This window comes from Nocardia pseudovaccinii, from assembly GCF_050942345.1.
GTDB classification, from domain to species: Bacteria; Actinomycetota; Actinomycetes; order Mycobacteriales; family Mycobacteriaceae; genus Nocardia; species Nocardia pseudovaccinii.
This window is the reverse complement of record NZ_CP192074.1, coordinates 5,581,716-5,596,544: the sequence shown is the minus strand read 5'-3', so window position 1 is coordinate 5,596,544 and position 14,829 is coordinate 5,581,716. Positions and strand designations below refer to the sequence as shown.

At 67.1% G+C, this 14,829-nt stretch carries 10 protein-coding genes; 3 read left to right on the top strand and 7 right to left on the bottom strand.

Going from position 1 to position 14,829, the window contains the following annotated elements; genetic code table 11:
- The first annotated feature begins 54 nt into the window (after positions 1-54).
- The 3 genes from ACQPZ2_RS25125 to ACQPZ2_RS25115 all read left to right on the top strand — a co-directional run bounded on the left by ACQPZ2_RS25125 (position 55) and on the right by ACQPZ2_RS25115 (position 1,683).
- Positions 55-456 (top strand): hypothetical protein, encoded by a 402-nt coding sequence (locus tag ACQPZ2_RS25125; RefSeq protein WP_433520692.1) that lies wholly within the window; start codon positions 55-57, stop codon positions 454-456.
- Between the two features lie 119 nt (positions 457-575).
- Positions 576-785 (top strand): hypothetical protein, encoded by a 210-nt coding sequence (locus ACQPZ2_RS25120; RefSeq protein WP_433520691.1) that lies wholly within the window; start codon positions 576-578, stop codon positions 783-785.
- A 292-nt stretch (positions 786-1,077) separates the two neighbouring features.
- Positions 1,078-1,683, top strand: a complete 606-nt coding sequence (locus ACQPZ2_RS25115; protein WP_433520690.1) for a D-alanyl-D-alanine carboxypeptidase family protein — start codon at positions 1,078-1,080, stop codon at positions 1,681-1,683.
- Here the strand turns inward: ACQPZ2_RS25115 and ACQPZ2_RS25110 are convergent, their stop codons facing one another.
- The 7 genes from ACQPZ2_RS25110 to ACQPZ2_RS25080 all read right to left on the bottom strand — a co-directional run bounded on the left by ACQPZ2_RS25110 (position 1,684) and on the right by ACQPZ2_RS25080 (position 14,804).
- A complete protein-coding gene (locus ACQPZ2_RS25110; protein WP_433520689.1) occupies positions 1,684-2,988 on the bottom strand; it encodes an MFS transporter in 1,305 nt (434 codons plus the stop codon). It abuts the gene before it with no gap.
- Between the two features lie 16 nt (positions 2,989-3,004).
- Complete coding sequence (locus ACQPZ2_RS25105; RefSeq protein ID WP_433520688.1) at positions 3,005-7,216, bottom strand: TIGR02680 family protein; 4,212 nt, start codon at positions 7,214-7,216, stop codon at positions 3,005-3,007.
- Between the two features lie 3 nt (positions 7,217-7,219).
- Complete coding sequence (locus tag ACQPZ2_RS25100) at positions 7,220-8,635, bottom strand: TIGR02678 family protein (protein WP_433527519.1); 1,416 nt, start codon at positions 8,633-8,635, stop codon at positions 7,220-7,222.
- Entirely contained in the window at positions 8,635-10,122 is a 1,488-nt protein-coding gene (locus ACQPZ2_RS25095) for a TIGR02677 family protein (RefSeq protein WP_433527518.1), read from the bottom strand. Before ACQPZ2_RS25095 ends, ACQPZ2_RS25100 begins: the two co-directional genes overlap by 1 nt.
- Positions 10,123-10,275: 153 nt before the next feature.
- A complete protein-coding gene (locus ACQPZ2_RS25090; protein WP_433520687.1) occupies positions 10,276-10,599 on the bottom strand; it encodes a type II toxin-antitoxin system PemK/MazF family toxin in 324 nt (107 codons plus the stop codon).
- Positions 10,589-10,801: a hypothetical protein gene (locus ACQPZ2_RS25085; RefSeq protein ID WP_433520686.1), complete on the bottom strand. Its 213-nt coding sequence runs from the start codon at positions 10,799-10,801 to the stop codon at positions 10,589-10,591. The genes ACQPZ2_RS25090 and ACQPZ2_RS25085 overlap by 11 nt, the downstream gene beginning before the upstream one ends.
- A 61-nt stretch (positions 10,802-10,862) precedes the next feature.
- Positions 10,863-14,804, bottom strand: coding sequence for a CHAT domain-containing protein (locus tag ACQPZ2_RS25080; protein ID WP_433520685.1), 3,942 nt, complete (start codon positions 14,802-14,804; stop codon positions 10,863-10,865).
- Between the last annotated feature and the right edge of the window lie 25 nt (positions 14,805-14,829).

Genomic DNA, 14,829 nt, shown 5'->3' with positions numbered 1-14,829 from the left:
CTCTTGATTAGGGGTACATCGCTGCACTGGTGTCGATGGAGGTCGAGGAGGGCAATGAGTACGTCGTTTCGTATCTCGGAATCCGCCAGCCGTCGGTTGGCCGAACGCGCCGCTCGTGAGGGAACCAGTTCGACCGCACTACTCAACCGCCTGATCCGGGAGGGTTTCGACCAGCTCGACCATCCCGGAATCGTTTTCCGCGGCCCCATCTCCGACCGCCGCGCGGCATTGGCCGCGGGACCGGAGGTGTGGGAAGTCGTTGCGCGCCTACAGGAACTGGACGGTCCGGAGGAACGCCGTATCGCGGTCCTGAGCCAGCAATCGGATCTGCACTCCCGCAGAATCAAGATCGCCATCGCCTATGCGCGGGCGCACGGCCCGGAGATCATCGAGCGCATCGACCGCAATCGTGAAGCGGCCGAAGCGATCCGCGGTTCGAACTCTGTTCGCCCCTGACTCATAGCCGATCGGCATTATAGCGGGCGGCTATCGCACTCATTCAGTGTGCGATAGCCGCCGGTTCTGCGTCTGCGGAGCGCCGGTGCCGCAGCGGAAAGGCTTGCGATGCAATAGGGTTGCGTCGCAAGTGGGCGATCGTCGGGCGCTGGGTTGCCGATCAGGACGGCGGCTTCGGGGTCGTGACGACCGAGTCGTGCGAGGAGTTCGTGGTGCGCGATGCGGTGATCGAGTCCGATGCGCCACTGCGTACCGGGGACCGTGTGTGGGTCGAATTCGTCGACGGTGGGGATTCCGGTGGCGTCGTGAAACTCGTGAAGGCGCGGTAATTTCCGGTTTCCCGGGGGTTGCTGGGGGATTGTTGATCGTGATCCACAACACTGGAATAGATTGTGGACAGGGGGATTTCCGCTGCGACAAATCGGGCGTGGCACAGGATGTTTCGGACATTGGTGATTTATTGTGCTGTGAGTATGTGGAAAGCTATGTGAATGACGTCCGTTCGGACAACATCGTGTCCTCGCGTTCGCCGGTGTGTTGCTAGCGGTGATCGACGGTGGGGTGTGAGCCGTAGGGGAGTAGCTGCGGGTCAGTGGACGCGGGGCCGTTACTATCGCTGACATGTCGCTCACGCTTCGTACCCGGACCATGCTTGGCGTATCCGCCGCACTGTTCCCGGTGATCGTCGCGGCCGGGCTGTCCATGCCCGCCGCCACGGCCGCGCCGATCGTGCAGGTGGCTGGCAATGCCAGCGGGACCGAGGGGCTGGAGCCGGGGCTCGCCGCGGCGTACACGCGGGCCGAGAACCAGGCGCGTGCCGAAGGGGTCGGGCTGTACATCAACTCCGGCTACCGCACGCCCGCCGAGCAGCAGGCGCTGTGGGACGACGGGGTGCGGACCTACGGCAGTCCCGAGGAGGCGCGGCGGTGGGTGCTGCCGCCCAACGAGTCGACCCATGTGCAGGGCCGGGCGATCGACGTGGGGCCGCAGGCCGGGGCACAGTGGTTGGAGGCGAATGGGAATCGCTGGGGCCTGTGCCGGATCTATCAGAACGAATGGTGGCATTTCGAACTCGCCACCGCCCCGGGCGGGGCCTGCCCGGCGTTGCGCGCGGACGCGAGCGAGGGCGGTACCGCACCGGCTCCGTCGTCGCCCATCCCGCCCGTCCTCCCGGGATTGCCGTCCATCCCCCTCCTGCCGTGGTCGAGCGGCTCCTTCGGGCTGTAGTCAGCCGACCGGTACGGGCACGGGGATCTCTGCGTTCGCCTCGGCTGCCCGGATCAGCACCGCCGTGCTGATCGTGCTCAACGCGCAGATGGCGACGATATAGCAGGTCACCGCTCCTGAGGTCGAGCCTGCGGTCCACAGTGCGGTCGCGATGAGCGGGGCGAGTCCGCCGCCGAGGACGACCGAGATCTGCACGATCAGCGAGGTGCCGGAGTAGCGGACCGATGGTGGGAAGAGTTCGGCGATGACGATGCCGCCGACGCTGTGGCCGATCGGCAGTGTGACGCCCATGCCGAGCAGCGCGAGAAAGACGACGGCCTTGTTGCCGGTGTTCAGCAGCGGGAAGTACACCGCACACCACACCGTCAGCGCGGCGGTACCCGCGAGGAATATCCGGCGCGTGCCGTAGCGGTCGGCGAGCGAGCCCCAGAAGGGCATTGCGGCACACCAGAAGACGGCGGAAACGATGACGCCGAGCAGGAGGAAGTCTCGGCTGAACCCCAGCGTCTTGGTGCCGTAGGTCAGCGTGAACACCATGAAGATATAGACGACGGCCGAGGTCGCGATGGCGGCCAACAGAATCAGCACCAGCCGCGCAGGTCCTACCCGAAGTGCGTCGCGAAGCGGGAACGAGGCGACCTCGCCGCGTTGGAGGAGTTCGGCGTAGTCGACGGATTCGGTGATCCCCAGTCGCACCCAGAGCCCGACGACGATGAGAATCGCGCTGAGCAGGAACGGAATTCGCCAACCCCAGCTCAGGAAGGCCGCATCGGGCAGCAGCGCGCTGGTGCCGAGGAAGATGGCATTGGCCAAGATCAGCCCGGCCGGTGTGCCCATCTGCGGGAAGCTGGCATACCGGTTGAGTCGTCCCGGTGGCGCATGCTCCATCGACAGCACGACCGCTCCCGCACCTTCACCGCCGAGTCCGACGCCCTGCAGCAGTCGCAATGCGACGAGCAGTGCGGGAGCCCAGAATCCGATGCTCTCGTAGCTCGGGATCACCCCGATGAGCATGGTGCTCACGCCCATCAGAAACAGCGACACCACGAGGGTTGTCTTGCGACCGAACCGATCACCGAAATGGCCGAAGACCAGCCCGCCGATCGGTCGCGCGCCGAAACCGACCGCGAAAGTGCTGAATGCCGCCAGCGTTCCGGCCGCGGGGCTCAGCGTCGGGAAGAACTGTTTACTGAAGATCAGCGCGGATGCCGTGCCGTAGAGCATGAAGTCGTACCACTCGAGGGTGGTGCCGACCAGCGTGGCGATGGCGACCTTGCGGTGGGGCGGGGTGGAGCTCGAAGACACTGCTATCCATTCACGTTCAGCCGACGGGCGCCGGGCTGCCCGGCATATTGTCCAGTGCGAGCCCGCCCTCGATCGAGTTCGGGACGCGGCGGCGGTTGGGGGAGCCGAGCGCGGCGGTGAGATCGGTCCCATCGTGTTCGGCGAGCAGATCGCCGCTGTCCCATACCAGCAGCGTTGCGCTGACGGTGTTCTCGGCGGCCGAATGCGCGAGATCGTAATGCGCGCAGCCGGGGACGTGCGGGTAGGTGATCCACAGGTCGTAGCCGGTCATGAACAGGTCGAGGTCGAATTGCACACTCAAGCCGAGCAGTTCGCTGCGGCCGTTGTCGTCGACACCGGCGAACGCCTCGTCCAGCGCGAGCAGCCGCGGCGCCTGCGGATCGGCTGAGTCGAGCATGACGTGCGCGGCGGCGAACAGCGGCAGATGCAGCGAGACCGACTGTTCACCGCCGGAGAGCGCACTGTGCCTGGCCACCGTCAGCTTGTCCTCGCTGCCGTCGGCGGAGATGAGAGTGAAGGAGAACACCCGCCAGGTCCGGTAATCCAGTGTCGCGCCGAGGATTTCGGGATAGGAACGCTCCGGATGCGTGGCGCGGGCGGCCCGGATCTCGGCGGCGAAGTGGGCGCGAATGGCCGCCAGATCATCGGCGACGAGGGAGGAAGCGTCGCGATCCAACAGTTTGCACATGGCCCGGGCCGCATCCGAGAGTGAATCGGACAGCACCCAGTGCACGCCGATGGTATTGCCCGAGGACATGCGGCGCTGCTTCATTTCCGCACCCATGCGGGCGATGAGATCGCGCGCGTCGCTGGTGCGTTCGTAGATCTGCTGTGCCAGGCCGGTGAGCAGTGCGTCCTCGAGGATCCGGCGTTCGGCGTCGGTGAGCAGCAATTCCTGATCGCGGCGGGCGGCGTCGATGCGGGTGGCGAAATCCGCGAGGGCCGACAGCCCGTTGTCGTCCTGTACCTGGACGACGGTCAGGCCGTCCGCGGCATCCCATTGCAGCCGGTAATCGCGGCCGGAAGCGGCGAGCGCGGCGTCGAATTCCTGGAGTGCCGAGGTCACCGCACTGCGCGTGGATTTGCGTGCCGCCTCGCCCGCGCGCACGGAAGACGTTGCGGCGGTCAGGTCGACGAAGAGTTCGGCTACCTCGTCCGGCAGCACCTGGGGTTCGACCTGAGGCCCAGCCGCCGAAATGCGGTAGAGCAGTTGTTCGGGCGTCGACCAGGCGGCGTCGCTGCTCGGCCAGCGGCTGTCGGCAGGTGCGCCGAGCAGGGTGAGCAGATCCGGCTGGGCGTAGGGCGCGAGGGCTTTCACATCGGCCAGGACCTCGGTGAGTGCCGTACCGAGCGACTCGTGCGCGGTGCGGTAGGCCGCCTCCGCATCACCGACCGCCTCGATCGCCTCATTTGCGGCCTTGCGAGCGGCTTTCTGCTCGGCCCGGGTCGCCTCGATCTTCGCGCGCGCCTGTTCGAGTTCGCGATCGATATCGGCGGCGCCCGCGCCGAGCGCCTCGCGCAGGGTTTCGAGTTTGCGCAGTTGCTCCTGGTAGCCCGCATTGGCGGCCTCGGCCTCTTCGGCGAAGGCCTCGGCCAGATCGCGGGCCTCGTCGAAGCGGTCCGAACCCTCGCGTTCGCGTTCGCGCTCTCGTTCGTGATCGGTGCGCAGGCGCAGCAGGCCCGTTCCGGTGTTCTCGAAGTGACGGATGGCGGCGGCGAGGGCATCGATCTCGCGCGCATCGCGCGGCGTGCGGTGCGCCTGAGCGACCGAGCGCAGCTTCTTCTCGACGGCCGATGCCTCGGCTACCGCTTGGTCGAGGTCGCGTTCGGCTTGTTGGACGGCCTCGGAGCGCGAGCGCATCATGCCAGCCGCTTCCGAAACCGCGCGCAGGGCGGCGGTGACGGCCGAGGGACGCGGCAATGCCTTGGCGGCGGCGGAGATTCGCGCCAGTTCGGCGCTCGCTGCCGACTCGGCGGCCTGTGCCTGCCGCTGTGTCTCCTCGGTGGAGTGGATTGCCGCGGCCAACTCGGCGAGCCGGATTTCCCGGCGCTTCGCGCGGGCGGTCGCGCCGATGAATTCGGCATCAGGTTTGTGGTGGCGGCCCACCTGAACGCCCTGGCGGAAAGCGCCGGTGGTGCTCACGCCGACTTCGGTGCCGAGATCGGAGTCCTTGTCGTACAGGGCGATGGAGGCCAGCACGTCTGCGACGATCTGCTTCGGCACCGTGAGGTCGGCCGAATCTTCCTCCACGACAAGGACGTCGGCGAGCGTGCGCCCGGACGGCCGCGCTGGGGTAGGCAAGGAAACCAGGAACTGGTCGGAGGTGTACTCCGGTCGTTCGGATTCCGCGCAGACCCAACCATCGAGCAGGTCCGCGGCGTGCAGGGCGGCCTCGATGCCCGCGGCCTGCGCTGGTGTCACGGAATCGGCGAAACGGACCAGTCGCCACAGCGGCGCCCCCGGACGACCCTCCGCATTCCGCGCACGAGCCGCCGAAACCGGTGGGGCCTCGTCACGTTGGGCCGCGACCTCATCGCGTTCGGCCTCGAGTTCGACCAGCCGGTCACCGGCCAGCGCGGCGGTGGCGCGCGCTTCCTGACGGCGGGTGCGGATGTCGTCGAGCAGCGGTTCGGCGCGTTCGGCCAGAACCTCGGCGACACCGGCCGCCTCATCGGAGCCCGCATCGGCCAATGCGGTGTCGAGGGCTTCGAACAGGCCTTTCTGAATGGGGGAGTACACGTCTCGATGCGCATCCCACCAAGTGCGCAGTGCGCCTGCGGCTTCGGTGCGCGCCAGCACAACGGCTGCCTCGGCAGCCGAGACCTCGGCGGCGGCCGATTCGCGCAGCGCACGAGCCCGTTCGGCGAGCTGTTCGGCCCGATTGCGTTCGGCGGTAGCGGAATCCATCAGACCGAGCGCCTTGCGGACCGCGCGCACGTCGGCGTCGCGTTCCTCGGCATGTCCGCGGACCGCGGCGGTCAGCTGATCGCCACGGGCCTGGTCGGCTGATCCGGCCCAGGTGATGCCCGCCTCTTCGGCGGCGGCACGCAATTCGTCCTCGCCGCGGGCCAGCGCGGCGGCCGCGTTCTGTACGGCTGCCTTGGCGCGTTCGGCCTCCTGACCGCGCTGATCGAGGGTTTGCCGGGCCTTGAGCGCCTTGTCCTTGTGCACACCCGCCGAGGTCTCCAGGCGGCGCACCGCGTCGGCGAGATCGTCGAGTTGCTGTTTGCCCTCGTAGGCGCTGGAGCGCTGCAGGGTTTCCCGGTCGGAGAGTGCTTGTTCGTAGGCGCGGTCGGCATCGTCTGCACGCGCCTCGGCGGCGGTCCGTTCGCCCTCGCGACGTTCGCGCAGTGCGGTGGCGGCGAACAGTGCGGTGCTGGCGTGGGTCACCGCATCGAGTCGGGTCCGTACCTGGTCGACATCGGTCTTCGCCTGTACCGCAAGGTATTTCCGGTATACATCGACGAAGGACCTGGTGGCGGTGTCGGCGTGGACCAGACCCTCCAGGGTGCGCCCGACCTCCTCCATATCGCTGAACGAACGCGCCGCGTCCAGGATCAGCTGCTCGTCGAGCGGGCGCAGACCATCGGTGAGTGCCTGCGAAAGTCCGCGTGGATCAAGGTTTTTCGCGAGCTGGGGACGGCGCAGCGTGAGGATGAGATTGATCAGCTGGTCGTAGCGCTGGGTGCCGAGACCGAACATGCGTGCGTCGATCGCATTGCGGTATTCGACCGGTCGATCGACGATGGCGTCGGTACCGATCTGCTCGGCCAACTGCTTGCGGGTCAGCGGCCGATCGTCGGGGCCGATGAGTGAAAAGTCGACGCCCGCACGGCCGTCGGCGACAAAGTACCAGCGGGTCACCTTGTCCGAGGACCGGGTGGCGCGCATACCGATGCCGATGGTGACGACCTCGGGGTCGTCCCATTTACCGCGCGCGAACTCCATCCAGACATACGAATACGCGGAGTCCTGCTTGCGGTACAACAGGTTCGACTTCATGGTGCGCTCTTCACCCGCGAACGGATTGAGCCTGCGCGGTTCGATCCTGCCGTCGAGCACGAACGGGAACAGCACTTCGAGCGCCTTGGTCTTACCGGAACCGTTGGGTCCGCGCAGTACCAGCCTCCCGTCGGCGAAGCAGTACTCCTGGTCGCGGTAGTCCCACAGGTTGATGATGCCGGCGCGGGTCGGGACGAACCGCACTCCGCCATGGATGAGCGACATGGTTTAAATCCCTTCCGTACCAACGCTGTCGGCCCCGAGCGTGTCGGAGGCGGTGACGAACAACTCGGCGGCCCGCTTGGTGCGGACGGTGACGACCGCGCCGCGGTAGCGAGCCAGTGCGGGCAGAATGATCAAACCGTCCTCGACCACCTGGACCAGCCGCAGCCGCTCCAACAGGGCGGTAACCTCCCTGGCCAGTCCGGGAACGTCCGCCTGCCACTGCGCGGCGAAGGTGACACCATAACGGTCGGTCAGCGCCTGCACCGTCTCGCCGACCCAGCTCGCTTCGACGAACGGGTACGTCGCGCGCACATACGCCATCGCCTCCGCATCAGGATCCGAAACCTCTTCCGCCACTTCGGGGTCGGTGGACGGGAGATCGGCGAGCGGCACGAATACGGTGGACTCGGGGATGGCGCCGTCGAGCTGCTCGGCAAGGGCGACGGCGGGATCGGGTGCGCCGGGACGTACCGGTACCGGATTGTCGATATCGAGGACGCGGTCGGCGATTTCACCGGCAAGCAGCAGCGCCACCTGCGCCAATGTGCCGGTGCCCGGAAAACGGACATCGGAGAGACGCCCGGAGACATCGATCAACGCGACGCCCTCCGCGCGGCGCTCGGCCCGCAAGCCGGTGAACTGTTCGACATCGGCGACGACCCGATCCTGCAACAACAGCGGTCGTTCGTCGTAGGCCAGATCCTCGGCGTACACCACCGGACGCTCCACGAGACTGCGCCGCACCCGCCGCGCCGCATCGGCGGCCTGCGCATTCGCGGCCGGACCGTGCGCGAGCGCGTCCTCGGTCAGCAGCCCACGGACACTGTGCAGATGCTGCAGCGCGCGCGGCGGTCGGAACAGCGCGAAAACCACCGGCCGGTCGATGTCGTAGAGCGCCTCACCCGCCTCCGGATCGGCGGCCCAGCCACCCGCATCGCCGTCGGCCAGGGTGAGCGCACCCCGATGTGCGAGCCAGCCGACGGCATCGACGAAGGCATCGCGGTCGGCGGCGCGGTCGGGTGAAAGTTCGAGGCCGTCGACCCGTCCGGTATAGGCGGCGACCTGATCGGCCAACTCCGACAATGTGATCTGATCCCCGGCGCGGCCGAGCGCTGCCAGCGCCAAGGCCAGATAGGCGTAGCGGCGGCGGTCGAAGACGCGCTCGGTGACGGAGCGGGCCGGTTTGCCCGAATCGAGTCGATCGATGACCGGGAAGACCCGGGCTGTCGTTTCGGTGACCTCGAGTCGGTAGCCGAACAATTCGGCCAGATCCTCGCGGAGTTCGGTGGCCCAGCGCCGGATCAGCGGCAGCGCGATCCGGTCCGGAAAGGTCCGGGTGACCAGGTGATTGGCGAGGATGACGCGGGCGGCGCGCTGATAGTTGTCGAGTGCGAGCGAATCGATGCGGCGGGCGTTGATCATGCGCGCCGCCCGCGGGTCGACTGCTTCACCTCTAGGCGGCGGTTGTTCAAATGCAGTAGCCCGCGTGCGGTGCGGATCACCGTCGAACCCGGATGTTCGGAGACGGTGAGGGTGACACCGCTATCCGAGCCGGTGGTGCCGTCGACGCGGCCGCTCACCGGAACCCAGGCGGTGGACGCGGCATCGAGCAGGCGCAGCAGCACCTCGGTCTCCCGTTCGTCGAGGACGCGCTCGTGTACCGAGGCGGCGGCCAGGGATTTGGCGGCCTCGGCGCGGGCGCGCTGCGCGTCGAGCTGCGCCTCGCGGAGTCGGCGAATTCCCGCGTCATTGCGTTGAATTCGGGCGGGGGCACCGGCCTGCGGCGGCCTGCCCGTTTCGGCGAGGGTGCGCGAGATCTCCAATGGTGGTGCCTCCCACCAGGAGCGGATCGCCGGAATCAGGTCCGCATCCGGATGTTCCAGGGAAATATGACGCGGCCTACCGAGACCGAAGACGGCATCGAAGAGCGCGTGTGCGCTGTCAGCGGTCGGTGCGGCGGTGAACCAGCCAGCGAGGTGCCTCAGCGCCGATTCGCGACTCACCCCGCCCTTACGTGAATCGGTGACCCGCCGCAGCAGCGACAGCACCGCGGCAATGGCGCTCATGGTCGCCTCCCGCAGCCGATCCGCCTCGGTGGAGGACGATTCGCCGGGAATATCGGAGGCCGTCGCGACGAACCAGGTCCGCAGCCCCTGCCAGCGCGCCCGCCAATCCGCTTGCCGCTCGGCCGGACTCAGCAGCACCCGTTCGTCACAGCGCGCCGCCCGCTCGATGAGTTCCTCGACGCCGGTCTGCTCGATCTCACCGATCGCCGCGGCCAAGCGCGGCGCGAAACGAGCCAGATCCATGCTGAATTCGCGCATATGCGCGAGCAGTGCGTCCTTGTGCGCCAGGAACGACTCCGGGGTGATCTCGGTGGTGCGCACCATATCGCCGAGCGAGAGGTAGAAATGCGCGGCCCGTGCCGCCATATCCGAGAGTGCGGCATCCAGGCGGCGCAGCGTCCGGTACACCCGCTCCGCATCACCGGCCTTATTCGCCTCGGCGAGGGTATTGAGATCCGCGAGCAGTTCGGGCAGCACCAGTCGCGACAGCGCGGCTTCGTCCAGCCGTGCCTCGAGTACACCCGCGACCGCCCGATATGCCTTGAATCCGGCCTGTGTGAGCTGATAGACGTAGTGCCGATTCCGATATTCCGCGAGCGTCGCGGCGCGCGTGCCGTCATAGCTGCGCTCGACCACACCCCACTGATGCAGCTGGTCCAACAGCGGCCCGATCTCCGCGCCGGTCAGCTGCGGGGCATCGGGCGCACTGCGTTCGATCCAGGTCGCGACATCGTCGGCGTGCAGCAACACCACATAGGCCGCGCGCGCATTGTCGAACGCCCGCAGCACCCACAGATACTCCACCCGCTTCTCGGCCGTGGCGAAGGAGAACAGCCGCAACCGCTCATCCCATAGCGCGGGCGCGGCATACGGCAGGCCGTCAACGGAGTCGGTCACCGGGAACAGGGTAGTAGCGGGTCGGTCGCGGGTGTCGAGACCGACCCCCATTCGGCGTGGCCGCGTCCGGTTTGCACCTGTTCGCCACCTGGTGACTCACAGGTCGAATCGGGCCCGCAGCCCGATCTTCACCTGCTCGAGCACTTCCGAGGTGAGGTCACCGACTTGCTCGGTGAGACTGTTTTTCGGCACGATGGCGATGTCGTACAGCGCGATCACCTGCGAACTCTCCGGCATTGCGACGGTGAGCAATTGATGGCGCGACGGAACTTCGCGAGCCTCGCGCACCGGCGCGGCGACCAACATCGGCCGCTGCCGAATGACCACATCGGAATCCACGATCACCACCGTCGCGCGGCGCCCGGAGATCCGGCTCACGAGATTCCAAATCTGGCCTTGGTGCGTGGGTTCAGCTGGCACGGCCGAACAATACTTGTTCGGCGGTCTGCTCGGCGTCCTTCACCCATTCGGTCCCGGTGCTGTCCGGCAATGCCCTGAGTTCATCCTCGAGCAACTGCCTGCGCACGGCCTTGGCGATGTAGTCGCTCAACTTATCGGCGGATGCCGCACGGAGACGGGCCGCGAGATCGTCGTCCATCGAGATATTCAGGCGCACCGTCATACAGCAGACTTTACAGCGGATACCGCACATAGTGGTACAGAGATGGGCGTTACCTGCGGAATCAGGTCGGCGGCAGCAGGCGCCGGAGGAAGGTCTTCCCCTGTTCCAGCAGAGCGTCGATGCGGGTCGACCCGAGCGGGTCCGGTTCGACGATGTCGACCACGCGACCCAGGTTGGTCAGGGCGAATTCCATATCGCGGAGGGCGCGGGGGCTGGCCGGGTCGGTGTCGAGGACGTCCTGGGCGATCGCGACGGCCTCGCGATAGACCGCTACGGCGGTGTCATAGTCGTGTTCGCGTTCGGCGGCATCCCCGATCGCCCAGAGGATCAGCCCGACATCGCGGTGCAGTTGCAGATTCTCCGGGTCGGCGGTGGCCAAGCGGCGGGCGATGGTGAGTGCCTCGGTGTTGTGGCGGAAGGCGAGAGTGAAGGCGCCGGTCGCGGCGGCGACCATGGCGAGTTGGTGGTGCGAAATGCTCAGGTCGCGCTGCATTTCGGTATTGGTGGGGTCGGCCGCCGCGAGTTGTTTTGCGAGGGTGAGGGATTGGGTGTAGTGGTGATCAGCGGCCAGATAGTCGCCGGTGCGGACGGCCAAGTCGCCGAGTTTGTCATGGGAGATGCTGAGGTCGCGCTGATTTCGGGCATTGCCCGGGTCGGCGTCGGCGAAGCCGCGGTGGATGGCCAAGGCTTGGGTGTAGTGGGTCGAGGCTGTGGTGAGTTCGCCGAGGCGCAGTGCCACGTCGCCGGATCGGTTGAGTGCGATGGCGAGATCTCGTCGGTATTCGGCATTGCCGGGATCCTTCTCGGCGAGCTCGCGGTGGATGGCGAGGGATTCGGTGAAGAAGGTGAACGCATCCTCCGGAGTTTCGTAGAGCAATGAGGTGTCACCGATCTGCTGCATGGCAATGGCGACATCGCGGGTGATCTCGGTATCGCCCGGATCGGCCAGCGAAAGTTCGGCACTGATGCGCAGCTTTTCGAAGTAATGCCTGCTCGCGGTCTCGCCGTGCCCCGCGCGCATGGCGAGATCACCGAGTTTGCCGTGCGCTATGGCCAGGCCACGCCGGGATTCGGCGGCGTCGGGGCCGGATTCGATGAGACCGCCGTGCAGCGTGAGCGATTCGGTGTAGAGGTAATGTGCGCCGTCGAGATCGGCGGTCAGCACTGCCAGGTCGCCGAGTCGGGTGCAGGCATTGGCGAGGTCGCGGCCAAGGTCCACGCGGGTGGGGTCGTTATCGGCGAGCGAGCGTCGGATGGCCAGTGCCTCGGTGTGGTGGGCGAGGGCGGCCGTGAGATCGCCGGTGCGCACGGCGATATCGCCGAGGCTCTCCAGTGCGCGGCTGAGCACCTGTTGCATATCGACGTTGTGCGGGTCGGTATTCGTGAGATGCCGTGCGGTGCGCAGGGATCGGCTGTAGTGCTCGCGCGCCGTGCCGAGATTTCCGGCCAGCATCGCGAGTTCACCGAGGGTGTCCAGGCCGATGACCAGCGCGCGTCGGGCATCGGCACTGCCCGAGGCCGATTGCACCCTGGCGCGCAGCACCTCGACCAGCGCATACTGGCGATCGGTTGCGGCACCGAGGTTCCCGGTCCGGCGCAGTGCGCGCACCTCGCGCTCGCCGAGCTCGAGATAGCCGGGGGTTTCGGTCGGCAGCGTGGGCATGATCTCGCCGAGCAGGGCGGCGACCTGCAATTGGTCCAACTCGCGGCAGAACGGGATGGCGAGATCGGTGAGTTCCGCGAACCGACCCGCGGCGAGGAGATGTCCGCAAGCCTCGCTGTAGTCGTCGAAGTCCCGGAAGCCAGCGGAGATTCGGGCCATCCGCATTCCGTGGGCTCGGTTGTGACGGCGAATACGATCAGTGCCCTGGTGGGCGTCGAGGGCTTGGGCGACCCACGGGTGCACGAGATATCGGTCGTCGTCGGTGGTCAACAGCGTCAGCCTGAGCAATGTATCGATGGCCGCCATCACTTCGCGGCGCTGGTCTCGGGTCGCGTCGGCACCGAAGCGGGCATGGGAGATATCCAGGTCGCGCAGCGGCGTCCGCGAGAGCGAAATCTGTAGCAGCAGTTCGCGTTCGGCGGCATCGAGCAGGTCGAGCAGCGCGTCTACGAGGATATCGCGGGTGCCGAGCACCACCGCGGTATCGAGGCTTTCGGACAGTGTCCGGTCCCGGCCGAGATCGACGGCGTGTTCGTCGGCCAATCGGTGTAGCCGTTCACCGACCGGCCGCAATGTGCCGTCGCCACCGCGCAATAGCGCGTCGACGAATTCGATGAGCCGCGGGTGTCCACCGATCGTCCGCGCGACCAGCCGCTGCTCGTCCACGCGTAAACCGCTGATCTGGGGCAGCCGCAGGAACATTCGCTTCAACTCCGCCGGGCTCAGCGGAGTCAGGGCGACGTCGGTGAGACCGCCGGGAACCGGATAGCGACAGGTGACCAGCAATCGGCCTGTTCCGGCGACCCGGCACAACTGCGAAAACTGTTCGGCGAAACCAGGATCGAGGAATTCGGCACCGCCCGGTCGGGTCAGATTCTGTTCGAAATCATCGAACAGCAACAGCACTCGGCTCCCCGCCAACAACCGATGGACATGCTTCAGCGCCTGCTCCCCGTTGTCGCGGGCGAGCGCATCGGACACCGTGCGCAATGCCGGGTCGTCCTCGATCGCCGTGCGGACCGCGTCGCATAATGCGGACGGATTCCATTGCCCCACATGTTCGGCGATATGCCAGCCGCGCTCGCGCATGCGCGCGGCCACGCGACCGGCCACCGCCGTCTTCCCGAGCCCGCCCATACCGGTGATCACCACACCCGGCCGCCCACGTGAGGAATCGAGTGTCCGGACGATATCGCGCACCGGCCCACGACGACCGATCAGATATCCGACCGGCAACTCACGCACCGTCGCACCGCTCGGCGCTTGCGTCCGGCGTCCGAGCGGGCGCGGCGGCGCCGTCGGATGCCAGAGCGGCCGGTCCGTGACGCCGGTGAGCAGCGTCGGCACGAACCACTCGGGCGGAACCGATGCGCCATCGGCGAGGCGCTCCTGCTCCAGGGCCTGGCGCGCCTGCCCTAATGCGAAGGCGACCGACCCGGCCGGATGTGCGGACAGCATGGCGTAGAACGATTTCGCCAACAGCGTGGCATACCGGTCCGACACCCGGGTCTGCATGACCAGCACCCGTTCGACACCCCCGCTGATCAGCGTGCGCGCCAACCCGGCAGGCCCACCGTCGACACCGCCACAACTCGACAACACCACCAGCGGCAGCGCCCGCTCCGAAGCACGCAGCGCGGCAATGAGATCCGCGGCCTCGACCACATCCGGATCGCCGTCCTCATCCTCCAATTCCAGAATCGTCGCCGACCCGTGCGCACTCAGATGCAGCACGTGGAACTCCTCGGCCCGCAGTGCCGCGGTGATCTGTTGCAGCGAAGCGACTTCCAGAATGCGCACGCCACCGCCGCCAGCGGTCGGCACCTGTGCGACCGCGTCGAGGATCGCCTGCATCTCGGCTTCCACATCCAATGCCATATTGGCCGTCCGGGTCTCGGTCGGCGCGGCGACCGCGGCGAGGACTTTCAACGGCCCCGGTGCCGGCACAGAGCTGGGCTGCCCGTTACCCGGATGCCTGCGGGAGATGGCTACGGTCGGCCGGATGGCCAGGGGCATATCGTCGGCGAGTACCAGCATCTCATAGGGGAGCAGCATCGTCTCGTCGTCGACATCGAAGACGATCTCGGTATCGGAGCCGTCGACGAGTCGCGTCAGCTGCCGGGTCGTGTGTGGCTCGAACAGTGCGTCACGCAGCGCGGTACCGATCTGAAGGACCGTTCGACGCACCGTTTCCGGTTGACCGCCCACCGCATCCCACGCGCACGCGACCAGATCAGGCAGTGGCGCTACCCGTTCACCGATGGGCGCACCCGCCTCGACGACTGTGGTGCGTAGCGATTCGTTCGCATCGCGACGCACAATGACGCGAACCCTATTCATCGCCCACCCCTTACCGCTGGCGATG

Coding starts and splice junctions, on each gene's coding strand:
- ACQPZ2_RS25125 (WP_433520692.1), top strand. CDS start 55: ATGAGTACGTCGTTTCGTATCTCGGAATCCGCCAGCCGTCGGTTGGCC.
- ACQPZ2_RS25105 (WP_433520688.1), bottom strand. CDS start 7,216: ATGTCGCTCATCCATGGCGGAGTGCGGTTCGTCCCGACCCGCGCCGGC.
- ACQPZ2_RS25085 (WP_433520686.1), bottom strand. CDS start 10,801: ATGACGGTGCGCCTGAATATCTCGATGGACGACGATCTCGCGGCCCGT.
- ACQPZ2_RS25115 (WP_433520690.1), top strand. CDS start 1,078: ATGTCGCTCACGCTTCGTACCCGGACCATGCTTGGCGTATCCGCCGCA.
- ACQPZ2_RS25080 (WP_433520685.1), bottom strand. CDS start 14,804: ATGAATAGGGTTCGCGTCATTGTGCGTCGCGATGCGAACGAATCGCTA.